We start from the raw sequence: 20,521 nt of genomic DNA on the forward strand, positions 1-20,521 counted from the left end.
ATAAAAGACTATGAAATTAGCATTTATTACTCCCTACCCACCAAGCCAGGTAACATTAAACGAATACGGTTACCATTTGACCAGAAGTTTCCTTGGCAAAAAAGGAATTGAGAAAATCTATATCCTTACCAATAATCTGGAGGACAATTCGGAATATTCAAGATATGCCACCGAAGGTTTGGAAATCATCCCTTGCTGGGATTTTGATAGCGTGTTCACAGTATTGAATCTTAGAAAAAAACTAAAAGAACTTCAACCGGATGCAGTGATATTAAACCTCCAATTCATGACTTTCGGAGCAGGAAAAATCCCTGCAGCGCTGGGTCTCTTGACTCCTTGGATGTGCAAATTATTGGGAATCCCTTCTGTGACCATTCTTCATAACATTACAGAAACTGTGAATTTGGAAACGATCGGCATGGCAAATAGCAAACTGAAAGGCAAGCTTTTCCTTTGGATCGGTGAGCAATTGACCAAGTTTATCCTGAAGTCTGATTTGGTCGGAGTGACCATCTCCCAATACGTGACCATTTTGAAGGATAAATACAAAGCCGATAATGTCGTCCTCCTACCCCATGGCAATTTTGAACTACCAGAGAGAAATTATGCCTCGGAAGAATCTGAGGAAATCAACCTGATGGCATTTGGCAAATTCGGAACTTATAAGAAAGCGGAGGTAATGATTGATGCGATGGAAATCTTACAGGAGAAATATCCTCATCTGAAATTCACATCAACTGTAGCAGGAACAGATAACCCAAATGTCAAAGGCTACATTGATGGAGTAAAAAGCAAATATGCTCATTTACCCAATGTAGAATATACTGGATACATTCCTGAAGAAAAAGTCTCTCAGATCTTCTGGGACAGCTCTTTTGTAATTTTCCCATACACTACGACCACAGGAAGCTCTGGAATTTTGCATCAGGCAGGAAGCTATGGAAGAGCTTGTATTTTACCAAAAATCGATGATCTGGAACGAGTGGTGGAAGAAGAAGGATATGGAGGAGCCTATTTTGAAACAGACAATGCAGAAAGTCTTGCTAATGCTGTTTCTCATTTGATTGAAAATCCCGAGGAGAGAAAAAGAATCGAAGATCAAAATTACAAAGCTGCTAAAGGACTACCTATGGGAGAGCTTTCACAATGGTATTTAAGTCATATCCACCAACTAATCGAAAATTAACAATGGTCTTACAATTAAACAGAGGTATTGAAAGTTTCCTTCAGCTATTCTATCCCATTTTCAAAAAATGGCTGGCTTATGATGTGTATGCCTACCTGGCCGTTGGCGCAATCAATACAGCCTTAAACATTCTGCTATTTGCTGTGCTTTACGAAATGGTTCTTCCAAAAGAAGGTCTATTCTTAGCAGGATTTTATATCGCTTCCTATACGATCGCGTTATTATTAGCTTTCTTTATCACCATTCCTACTGGCTTTTGGTTGAGTAAGAATTTTGCTTTTCGAAGTGCTTCCACCGGAGCAAAAAAGACTGGGAAACAGCTCTTCAAATACATTCTTGTGGTTGGCCAAGGTCTGGGAAGTGATTATTTGATTCTAAAGGGTTTGATCCTTTTTTTGAGCATGGAACCGACTTTAGCCAAAATATTCTCTACAATGATTGTTTTGACGGTCAACTTTCTGCTTCAGAAGTATTTCACTTTCAAAAATGCGTAATGAGAGCAATTTTCAAACTCTCAGCCTTTCATTGATTAATGAAATTTTCTATTCCAGAACTGTTGCAATAATTCGCAAAGGGCCTCCATGTTCAGGAGTGAGAATGGTGTAGGAAGAGTAATAATACCCCAAATGCGTCAAGCCTTCTGCATCCACTCTATGTTGAAATCCATCCGGGTTATTTGGCCAGTATAAAGTGTTAGAATCTAATGCATAGGACAAGTCAATCCATTCAAGATTTGCGAAAGGATCTGTTTTGGTGGCGGTAAACTTCTCTTCTTTTGCGGATCCACATAAATCAAAAGGGATAAAATCATCAACACCGCGCTATCAACTTAGAGTAATTCAAAAAATTTCATCTGTTAATTCGGTTCGTTTCTTTCAAAAAAAATGAGTTCCAAGAACTGATTAAAGTCTGCTTGAAAAAACCTACACGATAAAGCAAGCTCTTGCAAAGATACCAGCCCCTATTCTTAATTAGGAGTCATTTTAGAAAGGCCAATAAAAGAACGACTAATGCTTAAAACCCCATCTATTAGCTCGATAAGAATAAAAATGTAAATAAAACTTGACTTTTGTAAAGTCTTGTTTACATTTGTAAAGTTAACTTTACAAAAACAGTATGGAAACGATGAAATTAGAACGAAAGAAAAGATTAAGAAAACTTGCCATTTGGAGCTGGTCATGGGTAGCCACCTTGATGATCGCAACATTTGGACCTATGTTTATCTGGGAGGGAAATGCCTTCCTCACCTACTTCTTTATCGCAATTAATTTAGCGAATGGCGTATTGATGATTCTAGCCAACAGAAACCTTTTCAATCATTTCGATGAATTAGAAAAGAAAATCCATCTGGAAAGCATGGCAATTTCCCTTGGTTTAGGAATTGTAGTCGGCATTACATTTTCTCTGCTAGGCACATTGCATTTAATCCCTTTTGAAGCAGATATTAGCTTTCTTGTCATGTTTATTGCAATCAGCTATATGATAGCCTTGTCTATAAGTAAAAAACGTTTTAAATGAAAAACCGTGTCAGAGATTTTCGCACAGCAAAAGGGATGACTCAGGAAGATTTGGCCGAAATAATCGGAGTCTCAAGGCAAACCATAAATGCCATCGAGAAAGAAAAATTTGATCCGAGTTTACCGACAGCCTTTAAGATGTCTAAATTATTTGAAAAGCCTATTGAAGATATTTTTCAATTTGAATGAATCACCTAGTATTCGGATATAAAAACCTGTTTTTTAAGCATTTACAAAATCAATTTTTACCTTACATTTCTTTAGTGAATTTTGATATCATGTATTTTTATTCTGAATTTTACTTATACCACAGAATAAAAGATTAAATCCACTATTTTTGGGTCATGGAAAAAAGTGGAATGAAATTCAAGTGGAAAGTAGCTTTCCTGATTACAATTGCCGCCCCGGTTTTAGGTTTATTTTGGAAACATGCCCAGCCTGTCCTTGAGAATTTTGGAACAGAAGAGGATTTGGTTTTTGCAGATATTGCCTGGCTTTTGACAGCCTCGTGTTTAGTTTTATTGATGACTCCAGGACTTTCTTTGTTTTATGGAGGGATGGTTAATAAGAAAAACCTGATTTCCACCATGCTCCAAAGTTTCATTTCCCTAGGAGTGATCACCATGCTTTGGGTGGTCGTTGGCTTTAGTCTCGCCTTCGGAGATCCAATTGGAATTACCATTGATGGCGTGAAATACGGTTTGATCGGTAATCCTTTTCAATATCTCTTCTTCGATCAAGTGGCCGAATTACCGCATAATACCCTCGGACCCACCATCCCTTTTATTTTATTCGCCTTGTTCCAAATGAAATTCGCAGTGATCACTCCTGCTATCATCACAGGTTCATTTGCCGAGCGAGTAAGATTTATTGGCTACCTCTTTTTTATCGGTATCTTCTCAATTTTTGTCTATGCACCACTTTGTCACATGGTTTGGCATCCCAATGGACTGATCGGATCTTATTTTGGAGTCCTCGATTTTGCAGGTGGTACAGTCGTTCATATTAGTGCAGGAATGGCCTCTCTGGCTGGAGCCTTATTTTTAGGCAAAAGAAACAAGCCCAATCATGAGCCTTCCAACATTACTTATGTACTTCTGGGAACAGGGATGCTATGGTTTGGCTGGTTCGGTTTTAATGCTGGTTCCTCTTTTGGTGCCAATGGAACTGCCGCTATCGCCTTTGCCACCACCACTATCAGTTCCGCCACGGCAATGATGACCTGGGTTCTTTTTGATAGAATTCAGGGAAGAAAAATTTCAGCTTTGCAGGCTTGTATAGGAGCCGTAGTCGGCTTGGTAGTGATCACTCCAGCAGCTGGATATATTACCGTACCGGAAAGCTTCTTCTTCGGAGCAATTGGAGCAATGGTTTCAAATTTGGCAATGAATGCCAAATCTCTTAAGAAAATCGATGACACTTTAGATGTTTTTGCCTGCCATGGAATAGGCGGAATTATGGGAATGATCCTGACAGCAATTTTCGCGGGAAAAGAAGGTTCCAGCTTACTGCATGGTGGAATCGGAGTATTTGCCTCACACATGTTGGTATTGATAGGAGTCTGTATTTTCTCCTTTGGGATGGGCTACATCATCTTCTTTGTTTTAAACAAATTCGTGACCCTGAGAGTACGTGAAGAGTATGAAGAAATCGGTCTGGATATGTCTCAGCACGGGGAATCTTTATAGTCCATTTATCCTAAAAACGGATCGGTAATAAAAAGCTAAACCAAAATTAACCTTGGAAAATAGGTCAAATCCAATCCTTGCCCTTATTTTTCAACTATGAATAATTCCAGGAGAGAGTTTCTCAAAAAGACCGCCTTATTAAGCGGAGCAGCAGGACTTTGGCAAGTTTTGCCAAGTTCAATAGAAAAAGCATTAGCTATCAGTCCTGATCCAGGGACAACTTTTGAAGATGCAGAACATGTGGTCATGTTGATGCAAGAAAACCGTTCTTTTGACCATTGCTTTGGTACACTTAGAGGTGTGAGAGGCTACAATGATCCAAGAGCGATCACCATTCCGGGAAACCTTCCTGTATGGATGCAAGCTGATAAAAAAGGCACCCACTTTCCTCCTTTTCGTTTAGACATCAATGCCACAAAAGCTACCTGGATGCGTGATATCCCTCACTCTTGGGAAAATCAAGTTGATGCGAGGAATCGGGGGAAGTACAACGATTGGATAGAATCCAAAAGACCTGGAAGAGAAGAGTTTAGGGAGGTCCCATTGACTATGGGGTATTATACGCGAGAGGATATACCTTTTTATTACGCCATGGCTGATGCCTTCACTGTTTTTGACCAACACTTTTGTGCGGCACTGACTGGAACCACTACCAACAGAAGTTATTTTTGGACTGGAAAAACCCATGGAGAACCTGGTGATAAGGCAAAAGTTAGAAATGGAGAAGTGAACTATTCCAATGAAGCCAAATGGAAAACATTCCCAGAAAGACTAGAGCAATCTGGCATTCCTTGGAGAGTCTATCAAAATGAGATTAACCTTTCTTCATTGGTGGAGGATCATTCATTACTTGCTAATTTCTCTGACAATAATCTAGAATGGTTTTCACAATACCATGTCTTTTTCAGCCCGGGATATTATGAGTTTTTGGAGAAACAAAAATCAAGTCTAGAAAGTGAATTAGCCGAATTTGATCGAAATGGAGCTCCCGCAAATTCAGGTCCTGGATATTTAAAAGAGATCGAAAAGAAAAAAGATGATTTAGCCAAAGTTGAGGAGCATCTGGAAAAATTCAGTCCTGCCAACTTTGATAAGCTTTCGGAATTTGAAAAAAGCATCCATCAAAAAGCTTTTGCCAGAAACACAGATGATCCAAATTTCCACCAAGTGGAAAAGATCACTTATACTGAAGATGGCGAAGAAAGAACGGTGAGCGTTCCAAAAGGCGATATTTTACATCAGTTTAGAAAGGACGTCAACAATGGTACTTTGCCTGCAGTTTCCTGGCTCGTGGCACCACAAAAATTCTCAGATCACCCAAGTGCCCCATGGTATGGTGCTTGGTATGTTTCTGAAGTTTTGGACATTCTTACAAAGGATCCTGAAGTATGGAAGAAAACTATTTTCATTATCAATTATGATGAAAACGATGGCTACTTTGATCATCAGCCTCCTTTTGTAGTTCCAGATCCAAAAAACTCAGCAGAAGGGCTTATCTCTGAAGGTATTAATACAGAGGGAGAATATGTCTATGAAGAAGAGGAAAGGAAAGCTGGTTTTAAAGAGCATGAATGTAGAACCAGTCCAGTAGGTTTGGGCTATCGAGTTCCATTGATCGTCGCTTCTCCCTGGTCACGAGGAGGCTATGTTAATTCTCAGGTTTCTGACATTACTTCCACCATTCAGTTTTTAGAGACATTCCTGAGCAAAAAGTCCGGAAAACAAATCAAGGAAAATAACATCTCAGGCTGGAGAAGAATGATTTCTGGGGATTTGACTTCTGCTTTTAGACCTTACAATGGGGAACCATTAGAGAAGCTTAAGCCGGTCAACCGAAATGAATTTATGACTCAGATTCATAAGGCACAATTTAAAGGCTTACCAGATAATTTCATGGCCATACCGAGATCGGAGGCTAAGAAATGGGACACCAATCGATTGAAACAAGAAGGAACCCTTCCTAGCCAGGAGCCTGGTAGCCGACCCTCCAATGCTTTGAATTACGACCTACGCGTTTTGGGTAAGCTCAATTCAGCTAAAAATGCATTTGAGATAAGTTTTGAAGCTTCCAAAGAACTGTTTGGGGATGATACTTGGGGAGCACCTTTTCAAGTGTATGCACCGGGAAAATATAAAAGCTCTGATTCAGAAAATTGGGAGGAAGCAAGAGTTTGGCAATTTGCAGTGAAAGCCGGAGATCGATTGGAATACACTTGGCCCATCTCCGATTTTGAAGGAAATGAATATCACTTAAGGGTGTATGGACCTAATGGCTTTTATAGGGAATTTAAAGGAAAGCCTACCTCAGCCATCCTGGAGGCGAATATGCAACCAGTAAAAATGGGAGGATCCATTAGTAGGACTGCGCACCTAAAATTAACTAGTCATTTGGCTCCCTATTCTATTCAAATCTTGGAAAACAATTATAGAAAAGGGAATTACTCTCTCTCTTTGTCAACCGGAAAACCCATCATTAAAGAACTGGATTTTGAAGCCTCCCACGGCTGGTATGATTTTACGGTGAAGGCAGATGGGCTAGAATGGACTTTTGCAGGAAGAATGGAAAATGGGGAAGAAAGTATTTCGGACCCTTTACTTTCTTAAAAATAACAGCCTCCACCAAAACAAAAGCCCCGATAATTTCGGGGCTTTTTCATGGAAAGAAAAATAACTGTTCTGGATAGAAGTTGAAATTTGACTCTTATTTCTATCGATTGATTTTTACCTTTGGGGCATGAAGGTTTTCGCGATTTTATTGTCACTTTTTTCTTTTTGGCTGACAGCAATGCCTTGCTGCAGCGAAGAAAGCAGCTGCGATACCATCGAGCTAAAACAAAATTCAGACTCAGAACCCCAAGATGATTGCAATGATCATTTGCCCTGCTCACCTTTTTATTCCTGTGGAAGTTGTACGGGATTCTCCGCTGAAAACTTCTCATTCCCTCCACTTCTTTCCTCAGAAGAAGTTAATATTGAGCCCAATGCAGAATGGAGTGTTCCCTTTTCGGAGCAACATAGAAAGAGAATCCTAAAACCCCCAGGCAAAGCTCTCCCCTTATTTGCCTAGCTCAGTATGAGCTTTTCTCCTTTCTTACCCATTATTATAACACCATGCTAAAATATCTGTTAGTAGGCATACTCCTATTTGCCAGTAACTGTGTCTTTTCACAAACCACCTATAAAGCAAAAATCATAGATAAAGATTCCGGCACTCCATTGGTTGGAGCGACCATATTGGTTAAAGAAATTTCGCTTGGAGCAGTTTCAGATGAAAATGGAATTGTGACAATACAAGAAATCCCTGCTGGGAATTACACTTTGGATATCCGATTCTTAGGCTATGAAACTCAAAAAGTCAATCGAACTTTCCCACTAGAAACTTCCGATAAACCAGAGGTATTTTACTTAGAGCATGCGCATGAAGAAATGGAAGTTTTGGTTGTTCGTTCCAATCGAAGTTCCAGAGTAATAGAGGACGTGCCCACTCGAGTGGAGATTATCGCCGGGGAGGAGCTCTCCGAAAAAGGGAATATGAAACCCGGTGACATCCGAATGTTGCTCAATGAAAGTACCGGCATTCAAACCCAACAAACTTCCGCTACGAGTTACAATTCCAGCATCCGTATTCAAGGTCTAGATGGTAAATACACCCAGTTACTACGAGACGGTTTGCCCTTGTATGCAGGCTATTCTTCGGGATTGAGTCTGATGCAAATTGCACCTTTGGACTTGGCGCAGGTGGAAGTTATCAAAGGAGCTTCCTCCACCTTGTACGGGGGAGGAGCCATCGCCGGTCTGGTCAATTTGATTTCTAAAACTCCCGAAGATAAACCTGAACTGTCAATCATGCTCAACGGAACTTCTGCATTGGGCTTGGACGCAAGTGCTTATTATGCTGCTAAAAAGGGAAAAATCGGAACTACTATTTTCACTTCCTATAACAAAGGAACCGCATACGATCCTGCAGAAATTGGATTGACCGCGATCCCTAAATTTGACCGTTTCACTATTAACCCCAAGTTATTTTGGTACATGAATTCGCAATCAAGTTTAGTCTTGGGCTTGAATCTGATGCAGGAAGATCGATTGGGAGGAAATATTGATTTCATCGAAGGAGAATCCATGATCAACCCGTATTTTGAGAAAAATACAACAGACCGTATTTCTACAAGTCTCAACTACCAAAACCAACTCAGTGAAACCTCGCAGCTTACTGTCAAAAACAGTTTGAGCTTTTACGATAGAAGTATCGAAGTTCCAGATTTCCTCTTCTCCGGAAAGCAATTCTCTTCTTTTTCTGAGGTAAATATCAATACTCAAGGAGAAAATTCTGAATGGATTGGAGGTTTGAATTTATGGACAGATCAGTTTACCCAAAAAGAGGGAAATGAAGCCCTTCCCTTAGATTACACCCTGAATACCTATGGGGTTTTCATCCAAAATCTTTGGAACGTTTCGGAACAATGGACGCTGGAATCTGGATTTAGGCTAGATTATCAAAAGGATTATGGGGCATTCCCTTTACCTAAGATTTCTGCCATGTTTAAGCCAAGTGATGCACTCACTTTCAGATTGGGAGGAGGATTAGGATATAAATCTCCAACAGTTTTCACAGAAGATGCTGAGAGAAATCAATTTCAGAATATCCTACCCATTGATCCTAAACTATTCGAAGCAGAAAAATCGGCAGGAACCAATCTGGATATAAATTATAAAGTAGCTATCGGAGATGAACTTTCTTTGGTCGCCAATACCCTTTTCTTTTATACCAGAATTCAAAATCCATTATTGCTGACTCCAGCAGGTAGTAATTATGAGTTTCAGCAGCCACAAGGAAGCCTTGAAACCCAGGGAGTGGAAGTAAACATGAAGTGGAATTACAAAGATTTCAAACTTTTTGTAGGCTATACTTTTGCTGATGTGCAGCAGCAATATAATGACATCAAATCCACCTATCCTTTGGTAGCAAAACACCGGATCAATAATGTGTTGATGTATGAAAAGCATGAAAATTTCTGGATAGGATTAGAAGCTTATTATTTTAGTCCCCAGCAATTGAATGACGGTAAAAGCGGAAAATCCTATTGGATCGTGGGCTTGATGAGTGAAAAGAAATTTGGAGAGAAGTTCTCGATCTTCCTAAATTTTGAAAACTTCCTAGATACCCGACAAACTCGATTTGATACGATTTATACCGGCAGCCTTTCAAATCCGGAGTTCCGGGACATTTACGCTCCAGTCGATGGCTTTGTCATCAATGGGGGAATTAAATTCAGACTATTGTAATTGTAATCCTGATAGGCCTCAGAAATTCTCTGGGACTTTATTTTTTGTGATCGGCCAAATCAGATATCAAGAAATTTCTTAATACTACTATTACTAAAAATTGCAAATCATAAAACCTATTCCTAGCTTTTGAATTCAAAAAAAATAGCCAAAATGAGTCAATCTAGCTTGTCCCAAAAAGGGCAAACCGCTTCCGAAAGTCCAGCCAGAGTAGATATGGAAATATATTTTGAAGCGCTCGATAACCCATACCATCCTACTGACAACCCTAAGGGTGCTCTTCCCATGAACGTTGCAGAAAATCATCTCTGTTGGGAAATGCTGAGGGATAGAATTCAACAAGTGACTCGAGAACATGAAATTCCTGATTGGGTGGCTAGCTATGGTGATCCTGCTGGCATTCCTAGATTTAGGGAGGCCACAGCGAGCTTTCTTGAAAACCACCTTTTTGGAACTCATGTAAATCCAGACAGCTTGGCTTTTTCTGTAGGGGCTACTTCCGTAATAGAAATGACCTCGTTTTTATTGGCTGACCCCAGCGACACAGCTGTCATTCCAGCACCTAGTTATCCAGTTTATACAGGAGATATCGGAGTTATTCCCGGGGTAATAAGATATGATCTACAAACGCACGAGGAATTAGAAGAGTTAAAAAATGGGATCCCCATCAATACTCAAAAATTAGAGCAAGCAAAAAAGGATATCGAAGCCAAAGGAAGTCGCTTTAAAATCTTAATCCTCACGAGCCCAGACAATCCCACAGGAGGAATATACAGCGAAAAGCAACTGAGGGAAACTGCAGATTGGTGTATAGCAAATCAAATTCATTTGATTGTCAACGAAATCTATGGTCTTTCATTGATCGACATTTCTCATCCTGAAATCAAAGAGGATTATCCCAACCCAATTGAATTTGTTTCTTTTGGCAAAATCATGTCTGAATATCAAAACCCCTATCTCCATTTTTGGTACTCGTTTTCTAAGGATTTTGGCGTTTCAGGATTCAGAATTGGTTTACTCCACTCTTTTAACGAGGAATTAATTCAAGCTTATCGAAATGCTGGTTTAAGCCATTCGATCTCCAATTATACGCAATGGGTGATGAGTGAAGTTTTGGAGGACAAAGCTTTTCTAGAGCAATTTTTCTCTACTTACCGAGAGCGCTTGACAGAGTCCTATTTAATCGTGAGAAAATCACTCAAGAGGATGAATATCCCATTTAACCCTTCTTTTGGAAGTCTTTTTGTCTGGATGGATTGGTCAAAATTCCTTTCCGAAGAATCTGCAGAAGGTGAGGAAAAATTATGGATGGAGATCTATCAGCAAACCGGTGTATTACTTACCCCCACCAATGGCTTTGGCCATAAAAAGAAAGGCTTATACCGAATGGTTATCACTAGTCTAAACCAAAGTAAACTCCAGGTTGCCATGGACAAGTTAGAGGACTTCACCAAGAAGAAATAATTCTTAAAAACCATTATTTCAGCACAATAGCTAGAAAACCCAATAGTTATTGAACCAATAATCTCTATTTTTAAAAGTCTTCAATGAAGTCTAGCATGAAAGCAATTACAAAGCATCACTATGGAGGGCCGGAGGTTCTTGGTTTAGAGGAAGTAGAAAAACCTAGGGTTAAGGAAAAGCACTTGCTGGTAAAAGTGAAAGCCAATTCAGTCAACCCCGCTGACTGGCATACTTTGAGAGGTGAGCCTTACTTTGCCAGATTGAGCTTTGGTTTATTTAAGCCAAAAGATAAGATTCTAGGTGCTGACTTTGCTGGAATAGTGGAAGAAGTAGGTCAAGGTGTAAGCCAATTTAAAGTAGGAGATCGTGTTTTTGGGGAATATCTAGATGGAGGTTCATTTGCGGAATATGTCTGCGTTCCTGAATCGGTATGTGGATTGATGCCAAAGGATTCAAGCGAAATTGAAATGGCAGCTGTTCCCATTGCAGGATTAACGGCCCTACAGGCAATAATTACCCATGGAAAGCTGGAGTCCGGAGAAAACGTTTTGATCAATGGATCTTCTGGAGGTGTTGGCCATTTTGCTGTTCAAATTGCAAAAGCTTATGGAGCCCATGTGACTGGGGTTTGCTCAAGTAGAAATGTGGATTTTGTCAAATCACTAGGTGCAGACCAAGTCATTGCTTATGATCAAGAAAGCATCCATGAACACAATGGAAACTATGATTTGGTGCTGGACACTCATGGAAATCTAAATTTTGCCGATTACAAAAGAATGGGAAAACGTGGAGTCTTGATTGGCTTCACAGGTATGGGACAAATGATGGGAGTTTTATTGAAAAAATTTCTGAAAAATTTCCCCATTGCTTTGTTTACTGCCTCTGCAAATACTGATGATTTGGAAACATTAGCTAGGCTTATCCACGAAGGAAAAGTAAAACCACATATCGAAAAGACCTATCCTTTCACACAATTCCCAGAAGCTATAGCCTACATAGAAAACATGAGAACCCGAGGGAAAGTGACTGTTACTTGGGAGATCTAATTTTTGAAAAAGGGAAACTTAAAATCACTAGTCCTTAGCAGTAATCATTAACCCAAAATGAAAGAATTCATACTACTTTTCTTAACCTTAGTAACTTTTTCATTACATACAATTCAAGAAAATAGAATTGCAGATAAATCAAGCTATTTAGCGGATGTAAAAGAAGAATTAAAAAAAGAGTGGCCAAAAAACAGAACCATCAACCTTGTTTTTCATGGACATTCTGTACCCTCAGGTTATTTTAAAACACCGATTGTCAATACATTAGAAGCCTACCCCTATCAATTACTGAGCAAATTAAAAGAGCAATACCCTTATGCAGTGATCAATATAATCAACACTGCCATCGGAGGAGAGAACTCGGTTAGAGGGGCGGAAAGGTTTGATTCAGAAGTGTTAAATCACAATCCGGATGTTCTATTGATAGACTATTCCCTAAATGATCGAGGTCCAGGGTTAGAAAAAGCACAATTGGCATGGGAGGAGATGATTGAAAAAGCACTCAAAAATGACATTAAAATCCTCCTGTTAACCCCTTCTCCAGATCAAAGAGTGAACATTCTGGACGAAGAAAGTGAACTGGAACAGCATAGAAGTCAGGTGATCAATTTAGCGAAAAAACATGGCCTTGGACTGGTAGACAGCTATCAATTATTTAAAGAGGAAGTAAAGGAAGGAAATCCTATTTCTGATTACATGTCTCAGGTAAACCACCCAAATAGCAAAGGGCATCAATTGATTGCTAGTGAAATTTTTGAGTATTTTAAATAAGCTACCTTCTCAAGTCGATTTGAGTCAGATTCTTATGACATTTTCTTAAATTCAAGGGAACTCAAAACGGAAATTGAAAAAAGCCAAAACCTTCCTATGAAAGCAACAATAACATCATTGGAATTAAAAAGTCCATTTCATTTTTTTGCTTTGGCAGCAAGTGCTTTAAATATTTCCAGACAATTAAAAGCCACGAATTGCAAGGAATTTAAAAAGAGAGGTTTTTGGATGAAACACTATACCATGACTCTTTGGGAAAGTGAAAATGAATTGAAAGAATTTGCGAGAAGCGGAGCACATCTTGAAGCCATGAAAGCAAGTAGTCAGATTGCCAAGGAAATCAGAACATTCACTTTTGACACCGAATCCCTCCCAAATTGGGAGGAAGCAAAATTATTATTGCAAAAAGGAAAGGTGATAAATTTTTAAAATCAGCTTCAGAAAGGCAATTCGAGAAATACTTTTTTGCAGAAAAACTCAAAATATCCCAGACAGCTGAAAATCTTCCTGAAAAATTGAATTTACTTTGTTTGTTTTTTAAGAAACACGATTGTAAAAAGATGAATATTGTAAAATTCAAAGAGGAACATAGAGATCAAATTCTGAAAGTATGGGAAGATTCTGTTCTCAAGTCACATGACTTTTTAAATCCAGATGATTTTCAGGAAATCAAGAAATTAGTAAACAGCATTGATTTCAATGATCTCGAGGTGTACTGCTTAATAGATCAAAATAAGGTACATGGTTTTATTGGAGTAGCTGATCAAAATATTGAAATGTTATTCATAGCCCCTTCCCACTTTGGACAAGGGCTGGGTAAACGATTAGTCAATTTTGCTATCCTTGAGCTTGAAGCAAAAAAAGTTGATGTCAATGAACAGAACAGAAATGCAGTAGGATTTTATCAAAAACTAGGGTTCCAAACTTTTGAAAGAACAGAGTTAGATGATCAAGGCAGAAACTATCCTTTACTAAGGATGAAGCTTTAAGGATATATTTCATTCAGAGAACATAAAAAAAAGGAGCCACTGCAAATTAGTGGCTCCTTTTTGTTTCTTAGCAAAACTTATCAATCCTTTCTTCGCTCCAGGATCTTTTCTACTTTTTCTTTAGAGGTCCCGTAGATTCTTCCTTCCGAAGCATCCTCTACATAGCGATCAATATATTGCTGACTAAGCTCTGGGCTGTCTTTGTATTTGACGCGCATCTTCTCCAAACGCTCATGAAGGTCAGCTCGAACTTCTGCATATTCCGGATCATCATACACATTCTTCAGCTCTTTAGGATCTTTATTACGATCGATCAACTCCCATTCATCTTCTACAAAATAGTAGTGGATCAATTTGTAGTCTTTCGTCACGATCGCATAGTGCCTGTTGACCATATGTTCTGCAGGGTATTCGTAGTAATGATAGTACACTTCATCTCGAGTCCACTGATCTTCATTTCCAGTTAGGAGTGGCATCATGCTTTCTCCTTGCATATCAGCCGGAGCGTCTACCCCTGCGGCATCCAAAAATGTCTGTGCGAAATCTAGGTTTTGGACCATCGCATCGGATTTAGTACCTGCTTTGGCTTTTCCTGGCCATGCAACAATCAAAGGCGTTTTGAAGGACTCATCGTAAACAAATCGCTTGTCAAACCAACCGTGCTCTCCCAAGTAAAATCCCTGATCAGAAGTGTAAACGATAATGGTATTTTCCAAAAGATTGTTTTCCTCTAGGTAATCAAGAAGCCTTCCTACATTTTCATCCACAGACTTAATGGTTCCCAAATAGTCTTGCATATATCGTTGGAACTTCCATTTCATCATATCTTCCTCAGTCATGGAGGGATATATTTTCTTAAACTCCTCGGCTACTTTTCCATAGGCTTTGTCAAAATTTGCCTTCTGTTCTGGAGTAAACCTTTTCCAATGATTGACAAATCTACCTTTATCATTCCTAATTTCCTCTATGCCCAGTTCATCCATCGTTTCTGGGTAAAGCTTGTTATCACCTGACCAACCCATATCCTTCAAAATGCTCATTTCAGCTTCAGCAGCAGCATTTGTTCTACCAGAATAATCGTCAAACAAAGTAGCAGGCTCTGGGAATGTTCTATTCGTGAATTCTTCTAAATGGCGCTCTGCCATTAACCAGGCTCTATGCGGTGCTTTATGTAGATACATCAGCATAAATGGGTCTTCTTCTTTTCTTTCATTAGAAAGCCAATCCAAAGTCATGTCCGTAATAATATCTGTTACATAACCCTCCACTTTGATATTGCCTTCATTCTTGGTGATAAAATCAGGATTGTAATATGAGCCTTGACCCGGCAAAATCTTAAACTGATCAAAACCTTTTGGATTATTCCCAAAGTGTAGTTTACCAAACATAGCCGTCTGATATCCACCATCTTGTAATAGCTGAGGGAAGGTCACATTAGTAGTATCAAAAGGATAATAGTTATCAATCTTCCCATTTAAATGCGAGTGTTTACCCGTCAAAATGGTGGCTCTTGAAGGAGCACATATCGAATTGGTAACCGAGGCATTGGTAAACAAAATCCCCATATCTGCAATCCTATCGATATTTGGAGTTTCGATCAGGCTATTATCATAAGCCGAAATCGCCTGATAAGCATGATCATCAGACATGATGAAAATGATGTTGGGACGCTGAGATTTTTCTTCCTTTGCTTCTTGACATCCTGTCAAAAGAGTGATTCCTAGAAAGAATGAAAGAATTAAATGAATGTATTTCATTGGGATTGGTGAATGGATTACGTTTTAAAATCCTCCTTACCCCCTTTTGAAGGGGGAATTGGTTAGAGGTATAATTGAAAATTTCAGATTATTATAAGTAAATATTAAGGCAAATCGGTCAACGTTTTTTAGGCATTGAGAACTGTTTACTGATCACTGAACCCTGTCTGCTGCGACTGCTCACTGCTCACTGCCTACTAATTTTCTGTCGAAAGCTTTCTATCCTTAAAGATCTTATCCAGCAACTCGGTATTCTTCCCTCCTGCATAAGAATTATTCTCCTGCAAGTAATCTAAATACTCATTAAGGTAGCGTTGAGAAATCTGTGAATTATCTCCATACTTTTCTCTCAATCCATCTAGTTGCTCGTGAAGCTCCGCCTGGATCTCGGCATAGGCTGGGTCATCATACACATTTTTGAGCTCCATTGGATCATTCTTACGATCGATAAGCTCCCATTCGTCTACATCAAAGTAATAATGAACCAACTTGTAATCTTGAGTCACGATTGCATAATGGCGCTTCACCATATGCACAGATGGGTATTCATAGTAATGATAATACACGGCATCCCGGGTCCAATTATCTAAATCTCCGGTCAATAATGGCAAGAGGCTTTCTCCTTGCATATCTGCAGGTGCTTCGATCCCTGCTGCGGCCAAAAATGTCTGTGCGAAATCCAAATTTTGAACCATCTCATCCGATTTGGTTCCAGCTTGAACTTTACCAGGCCAAGCCATTAATAGGGGTGTTTTAAAGGACTCATTGTAAATGAATCGCTTGTCAAACCACCCGTGTTCGCCTAGATAAAAACCTTGATCAGAAGTATAGACGATGATGGTATTATCCATTAAATCATTTGCTTCCAGATAATCCAAAACACGACCTACGTTTTCATCAACTGCTTTGATGGTACCGAGGTAATCCTGCATGTAGCGTTGGTATCTCCACTTCATTTTATCTTCCTCTGTCATGTTAGGATACGCTTTTTTGAAGTCTTCTATAACTTTTTCATAAGCCTTATCCCAAACTGCTCGCTGCTCAGGGTTCATACGACCAACTTCACCTTCAAACGCCGCTTTATCCCATCCCGAGGTAGGTTCAATCCCCAATTCGTCCATGACTTCTGGACGAATTTTAGAGTCACCAGCCCAGTGCATATCTTTCAACAGGTTCATTTCTGCTTCTTTTGCTGCTCTTCCTCTTCCAGAATAATCATCAAAAAGCGTTGCTGGCTCCTTAAATGTTCGGTTGGTAAATTCCTCCACATGTCTTCCTGCCGGCAGCCATTCTCTATGCGGCGCTTTGTGTAGGTACATCAACATAAAAGGATCTTCATCATTTCTTTCATTCTCCAGCCAATCCAAAGTCATGTCAGTAATAATATCTGTCACATAGCCTTCTACCTGAATATTACCTTCATTTTTGGTGATGAAATTCGGGTTATAATATTTACCCTGTCCTGGTAAGATTTTATATTGATCAAAGCCTTTAGGACTATTTCCAAAATGAAGTTTACCAAACATGGCAGTCTGATATCCTGCATCTTGTAGAATTTGTGGGAAAGTCACATTGGTCGTATCAAAAGGAAAGTGGTTATCCACCTTACCATTAATATGTGAGTGCTTTCCTGTCAATATTGTAGCCCGGGAAGGAGCACAAATAGAATTCGTTACAGAGGCATTCGTAAATAACATCCCCATATCTGCGATTCTATCAATGTTAGGGGTTTCTATCAGCGTATTGTCGTAAGCTGAGATGGCCTGATACGCATGATCATCAGACATGATAAAGACGATGTTCGGCCTTTTTTGCTCAGTTTTCTCCTCTTGGCTAGTGCAGGATATCAGCAATGGAATCGCGCATAAGCCAATAAGCAAGGATGAAATATTTTTCATAAGAATATAGTATAAATTGGGTATCAGGGTTATTCGACTCTATCAAATCTAACATTAATCTATTCTGTGGCAAAAGCCGAGATCTTGTCGGGAATAGACTTTGTAAGAGGTGAACCTTTCAAGATAAGCTTAAAGTGTGAATATATTTTAAGCTTTAAATCTTTCCTAATAAAATTGGTGCATTTGGACTAATAGTTATAATTTGGCTAACCCAAAATTTATTTATTGACTCAGTTTCCTATGCAAAAGATTTTAATTTTTATTACGTTTTTGCTCTCCATCTCATCTTATGCTCAGGAAGCAAAGAAGCCAAACGTCCTCTTTATTATTGCTGATGATTTGACCACCACTGCAATTGGAGCTTATGGAAATCCCGTTCCCAAAACCCCAGTTATTGATCAGCTTGCGAAGGAAAGTACCGTATTTTCACATGCTTATAGTCAATACCCTGTTTGTGGCCCATCCCGAGCTTCGATGATGTTTGGGTATTATCCCAGCGCAACGCAAACTTATGGCTATGTAAGTGGTAGAAAAAATGTAGGCTCAGACCGACCTTCTTTGGCAGAACTTTTTAAAGAAAAGGGCTATTACACCGCCCGAGTGAGCAAGATCTATCACATGGGCGTGCCAGGAGATATAGAAAAGGGCTCAGATGGTCAAGACGATCCAGCTTCTTGGACAGAGAAATTTAACTCAAAAGGTCCCGAATGGACCGCCGAAGGCAAAGCCGAGTTGGTGCAAAATAATCCTGATGGCAGCATAGAGCGAAAAGGTGGCAATGTGATGACGATTGTCCAGGCAGATGGAGATGACCTTGTTCATTCAGATGGAAAAACTGCTAAAAAAGCCTCTGAATTAATTCGTGAACATAAAGACGAACCCTTCTTTTTAGCGGTTGGGTTTGTTCGTCCTCATGTCCCTTTTGTCGCCCCGGCAAGCTACTTCGACCCTTACCCTTTTGCAAAAATTACTACACCAAAACAAGCTCCGAATGATTGGGAAGATATCCCTGAGCGTGGTATCAATTATGTCACCAGTGTAAATGCGGAGATGAATCAGGAGCAGAAGCAAAAAGCGATTGCAGCTTATTATGCTTCTGTTTCTTATATGGATACCCAAGTAGGAAAAGTACTCACAACGCTAAAAGAAGAAGGCTTAGAGAACAACACTATCATTGTGTTTACATCTGATCATGGGTTTCACCTAGGCGAACATGAGTTCTGGATGAAAGTCAGTTTACATGAAGAGTCTGTAAAAGTCCCTATGATGATCAAAGTGCCTGGGAAAAACCCTGCGGTAGTCCACTCATTTACAGAACTGATTGACCTTTACCCTACTCTGGCCGATTTGGCTGGATTGGATTACCCTAAGGCTATTCAAGGGAAAAGTCTAAAGCCTTTAATAGAAAACCCAAATAAGAAAGTTAGGGACATGGCATTTTCTGTCAGTCAAGGAGGGAGGTCATTTCTGGTCAGAACGGAAAAATGGGCTTATATCCAATATAACGAAGATGCTTCCGCTGGAATGGAGCTTTTTGATATGGAAAATGACCCCAAGCAATTCAACAATTTGGCGAATGACCCAGCATATTCGAAAGCCCTTAAAGAAATGCAATCAAGACTAATCCAAAAGCTAAAGAAAGTCCGAAAAAATGATTTGGAAATTGACTACAACTCTGCGAAATGAAAAGTTCGATTAAACAAATTGCACTTTTTACTTTCACACTGTTAATAAGTGGTGAAGCATTTTCTCAATTTCAGGTCAAGACTCTAGCAGTAGATGCAGAATTGGTTCAAACAGGTAAAAGCACATTTTTGGATGGCCCCTCTGTTTTAAAACTGAAGGACTATTTTGTTTGGGGAGGATCTGTAGTGGAAGGAAATGATGGGAAATACCACATGCTTTTTTCTCTTTGGGAAAGTGGTGATGATAAAGATAGCTTCACCCAATCTTGGGTTTTGGAAAGTAAAATAGGGTATGCTGTTTCTGATTTTCCAGATAAAGATTTTCAATTTCAAAAGATTATTCTCAAAGGGGCAAGGTATGAAGGGAATAAGGATGCTTGGGACGCACAAGGTGTCCATAACCCTCATGTAAAAAAATTTGATGGTAGCTTTTACTTATACTACATAGGGGGAAAAGACCCAGGAAAAAAAATAGCACCAGATGTGGATAAGCGAAATAGAGTACAACAAAGTCAGCAAATGGGAGTCATCCGATTTGATTCATTCCAAGACTTGTTAAACGGAGAATTTAAGCGATCCAAAAACCCCATTCTCAGCCCAAGAACCCGAGTGAAACCAACAAATGTGGTCAACCCCTCGCCCAAAGGGACTATTGCAAAACCAGACAACTTAATTGTTGTCAATCCATCGGTAGAATATAATCCCAAGACCAAGGAATACATGCTCTTTTTCAAAGGAAATATCTATGAACCCTCTTGGAAAGGTGTTCATGGGGTGGCTACCGGCCCCAGCCCTTTGGGACCATTTAAGGCTAGAGATGAATTCATCTTTGATGTACGGATGCCAGACGGGAAAATCGCTAGCACCGAAGACCCCTATGTTTGGTTTTCAAGTAAACACGACAGCTTCTTTGCAATTGTGAAAGACTTTTCAGGAGCGGTGACTGGAGGAGAAAAGAAGGCTTTGGCTCTTCTTAAATCCCATGATGGAATTAAATGGGAAACGACAGAAAATTCTTTATTTATGAAGCGGGAAGTCACATTAAAATCTGGCCAAATAATTCAATTGGACAGAATGGAAAGGCCGCAACTTCTTTTGAATGAAGACGGAGTACCACTCTATCTCTATTGCGCTGCCGCCGTGGAAAATGTGAATCCTAAAAATGATGGGAGCTCATTTAATTTACAAATACCTTTAGCCTTGGGAAACAAAAACCAAAACTGATTTCACTCAT

The 20,521-nt window shown here is 39.5% G+C and carries 18 protein-coding genes; 15 read left to right on the forward strand and 3 right to left on the reverse strand.

The features are described 5' to 3' along the window. Positions 1–10: 10 nt before the first annotated feature. Positions 11–1,186, forward strand: coding sequence for a glycosyltransferase (locus ALPR1_RS16945; RefSeq protein ID WP_008202520.1), 1,176 nt, complete (start codon positions 11–13; stop codon positions 1,184–1,186). A gap of 2 nt (positions 1,187–1,188) precedes the next feature. Continuing rightward, positions 1,189–1,680 (forward strand): GtrA family protein, encoded by a 492-nt coding sequence (locus ALPR1_RS16950; protein ID WP_008202522.1) that lies wholly within the window; start codon positions 1,189–1,191, stop codon positions 1,678–1,680. A gap of 48 nt (positions 1,681–1,728) precedes the next feature. On the opposite strand, the gene ALPR1_RS20850 is transcribed toward ALPR1_RS16950, so the two are convergent. Further along, the gene (locus ALPR1_RS20850; protein WP_193352726.1) at positions 1,729–1,902 is read right to left on the reverse strand and encodes a hypothetical protein; all 174 of its coding nucleotides are present in this window, start codon (positions 1,900–1,902) and stop codon (positions 1,729–1,731) included. 409 nt (positions 1,903–2,311) lie between these two features. Here ALPR1_RS20850 and ALPR1_RS16955 point away from each other — a divergent pair, with 409 nt between their 5' ends. From ALPR1_RS16955 to ALPR1_RS17005, 11 genes are all read left to right on the forward strand, one after another. Next, complete coding sequence (locus ALPR1_RS16955; protein WP_202795638.1) at positions 2,312–2,704, forward strand: hypothetical protein; 393 nt, start codon at positions 2,312–2,314, stop codon at positions 2,702–2,704. Then, a complete protein-coding gene (locus ALPR1_RS16960) occupies positions 2,701–2,892 on the forward strand; it encodes a helix-turn-helix transcriptional regulator (protein WP_008202526.1) in 192 nt (63 codons plus the stop codon). The genes ALPR1_RS16955 and ALPR1_RS16960 overlap by 4 nt, the downstream gene beginning before the upstream one ends. Positions 2,893–3,047: 155 nt before the next feature. Continuing rightward, positions 3,048–4,391 (forward strand): ammonium transporter, encoded by a 1,344-nt coding sequence (locus ALPR1_RS16965; protein WP_008202528.1) that lies wholly within the window; start codon positions 3,048–3,050, stop codon positions 4,389–4,391. 96 nt (positions 4,392–4,487) lie between these two features. Next, positions 4,488–6,995 (forward strand): phosphocholine-specific phospholipase C, encoded by a 2,508-nt coding sequence (locus tag ALPR1_RS16970; protein ID WP_008202530.1) that lies wholly within the window; start codon positions 4,488–4,490, stop codon positions 6,993–6,995. A 130-nt stretch (positions 6,996–7,125) separates the two neighbouring features. Then, the gene (locus ALPR1_RS16975; protein WP_008202531.1) at positions 7,126–7,458 is read left to right on the forward strand and encodes a hypothetical protein; all 333 of its coding nucleotides are present in this window, start codon (positions 7,126–7,128) and stop codon (positions 7,456–7,458) included. Positions 7,459–7,502: 44 nt separating this feature from the next. Then, positions 7,503–9,677, forward strand: coding sequence for a TonB-dependent receptor (locus ALPR1_RS16980; protein ID WP_008202533.1), 2,175 nt, complete (start codon positions 7,503–7,505; stop codon positions 9,675–9,677). Positions 9,678–9,830: 153 nt separating this feature from the next. After that, positions 9,831–11,141, forward strand: a complete 1,311-nt coding sequence (locus ALPR1_RS16985) for an aminotransferase class I/II-fold pyridoxal phosphate-dependent enzyme (RefSeq protein WP_040302964.1) — start codon at positions 9,831–9,833, stop codon at positions 11,139–11,141. Between the two features lie 95 nt (positions 11,142–11,236). Then, positions 11,237–12,187 (forward strand): NAD(P)-dependent alcohol dehydrogenase, encoded by a 951-nt coding sequence (locus ALPR1_RS16990; RefSeq protein WP_040302966.1) that lies wholly within the window; start codon positions 11,237–11,239, stop codon positions 12,185–12,187. A gap of 57 nt (positions 12,188–12,244) precedes the next feature. Then, a complete protein-coding gene (locus ALPR1_RS16995; RefSeq protein WP_008202537.1) occupies positions 12,245–12,958 on the forward strand; it encodes an SGNH/GDSL hydrolase family protein in 714 nt (237 codons plus the stop codon). Positions 12,959–13,054: 96 nt separating this feature from the next. Continuing rightward, positions 13,055–13,387 carry a DUF3291 domain-containing protein gene (locus tag ALPR1_RS17000; protein ID WP_008202539.1) on the forward strand — a complete coding sequence of 111 codons (333 nt, stop codon included), beginning with the start codon at positions 13,055–13,057 and terminating at the stop codon, positions 13,385–13,387. Between the two features lie 131 nt (positions 13,388–13,518). Continuing rightward, positions 13,519–13,947 carry a GNAT family N-acetyltransferase gene (locus tag ALPR1_RS17005; protein ID WP_008202540.1) on the forward strand — a complete coding sequence of 143 codons (429 nt, stop codon included), beginning with the start codon at positions 13,519–13,521 and terminating at the stop codon, positions 13,945–13,947. An 80-nt stretch (positions 13,948–14,027) separates the two neighbouring features. Here ALPR1_RS17005 and ALPR1_RS17010 read toward each other — a convergent pair whose 3' ends face one another. Further along, a complete protein-coding gene (locus tag ALPR1_RS17010; RefSeq protein WP_008202542.1) occupies positions 14,028–15,704 on the reverse strand; it encodes a sulfatase family protein in 1,677 nt (558 codons plus the stop codon). Between the two features lie 197 nt (positions 15,705–15,901). After that, positions 15,902–17,602, reverse strand: coding sequence for a sulfatase family protein (locus tag ALPR1_RS17015; RefSeq protein WP_008202544.1), 1,701 nt, complete (start codon positions 17,600–17,602; stop codon positions 15,902–15,904). A 240-nt stretch (positions 17,603–17,842) separates the two neighbouring features. Here ALPR1_RS17015 and ALPR1_RS17020 point away from each other — a divergent pair, with 240 nt between their 5' ends. Both ALPR1_RS17020 and ALPR1_RS17025 read left to right on the forward strand, forming a co-directional pair. Beyond that, positions 17,843–19,288: a sulfatase gene (locus tag ALPR1_RS17020; RefSeq protein WP_008202547.1), complete on the forward strand. Its 1,446-nt coding sequence runs from the start codon at positions 17,843–17,845 to the stop codon at positions 19,286–19,288. Beyond that, positions 19,285–20,511 carry a glycoside hydrolase family protein gene (locus ALPR1_RS17025; protein WP_008202549.1) on the forward strand — a complete coding sequence of 409 codons (1,227 nt, stop codon included), beginning with the start codon at positions 19,285–19,287 and terminating at the stop codon, positions 20,509–20,511. The genes ALPR1_RS17020 and ALPR1_RS17025 overlap by 4 nt, the downstream gene beginning before the upstream one ends. The last annotated feature ends 10 nt before the right edge of the window (positions 20,512–20,521 follow it).

The sequence above is a fragment of the Algoriphagus machipongonensis genome (assembly GCF_000166275.1).
Taxonomy (GTDB): domain Bacteria; phylum Bacteroidota; class Bacteroidia; order Cytophagales; family Cyclobacteriaceae; genus Algoriphagus; species Algoriphagus machipongonensis.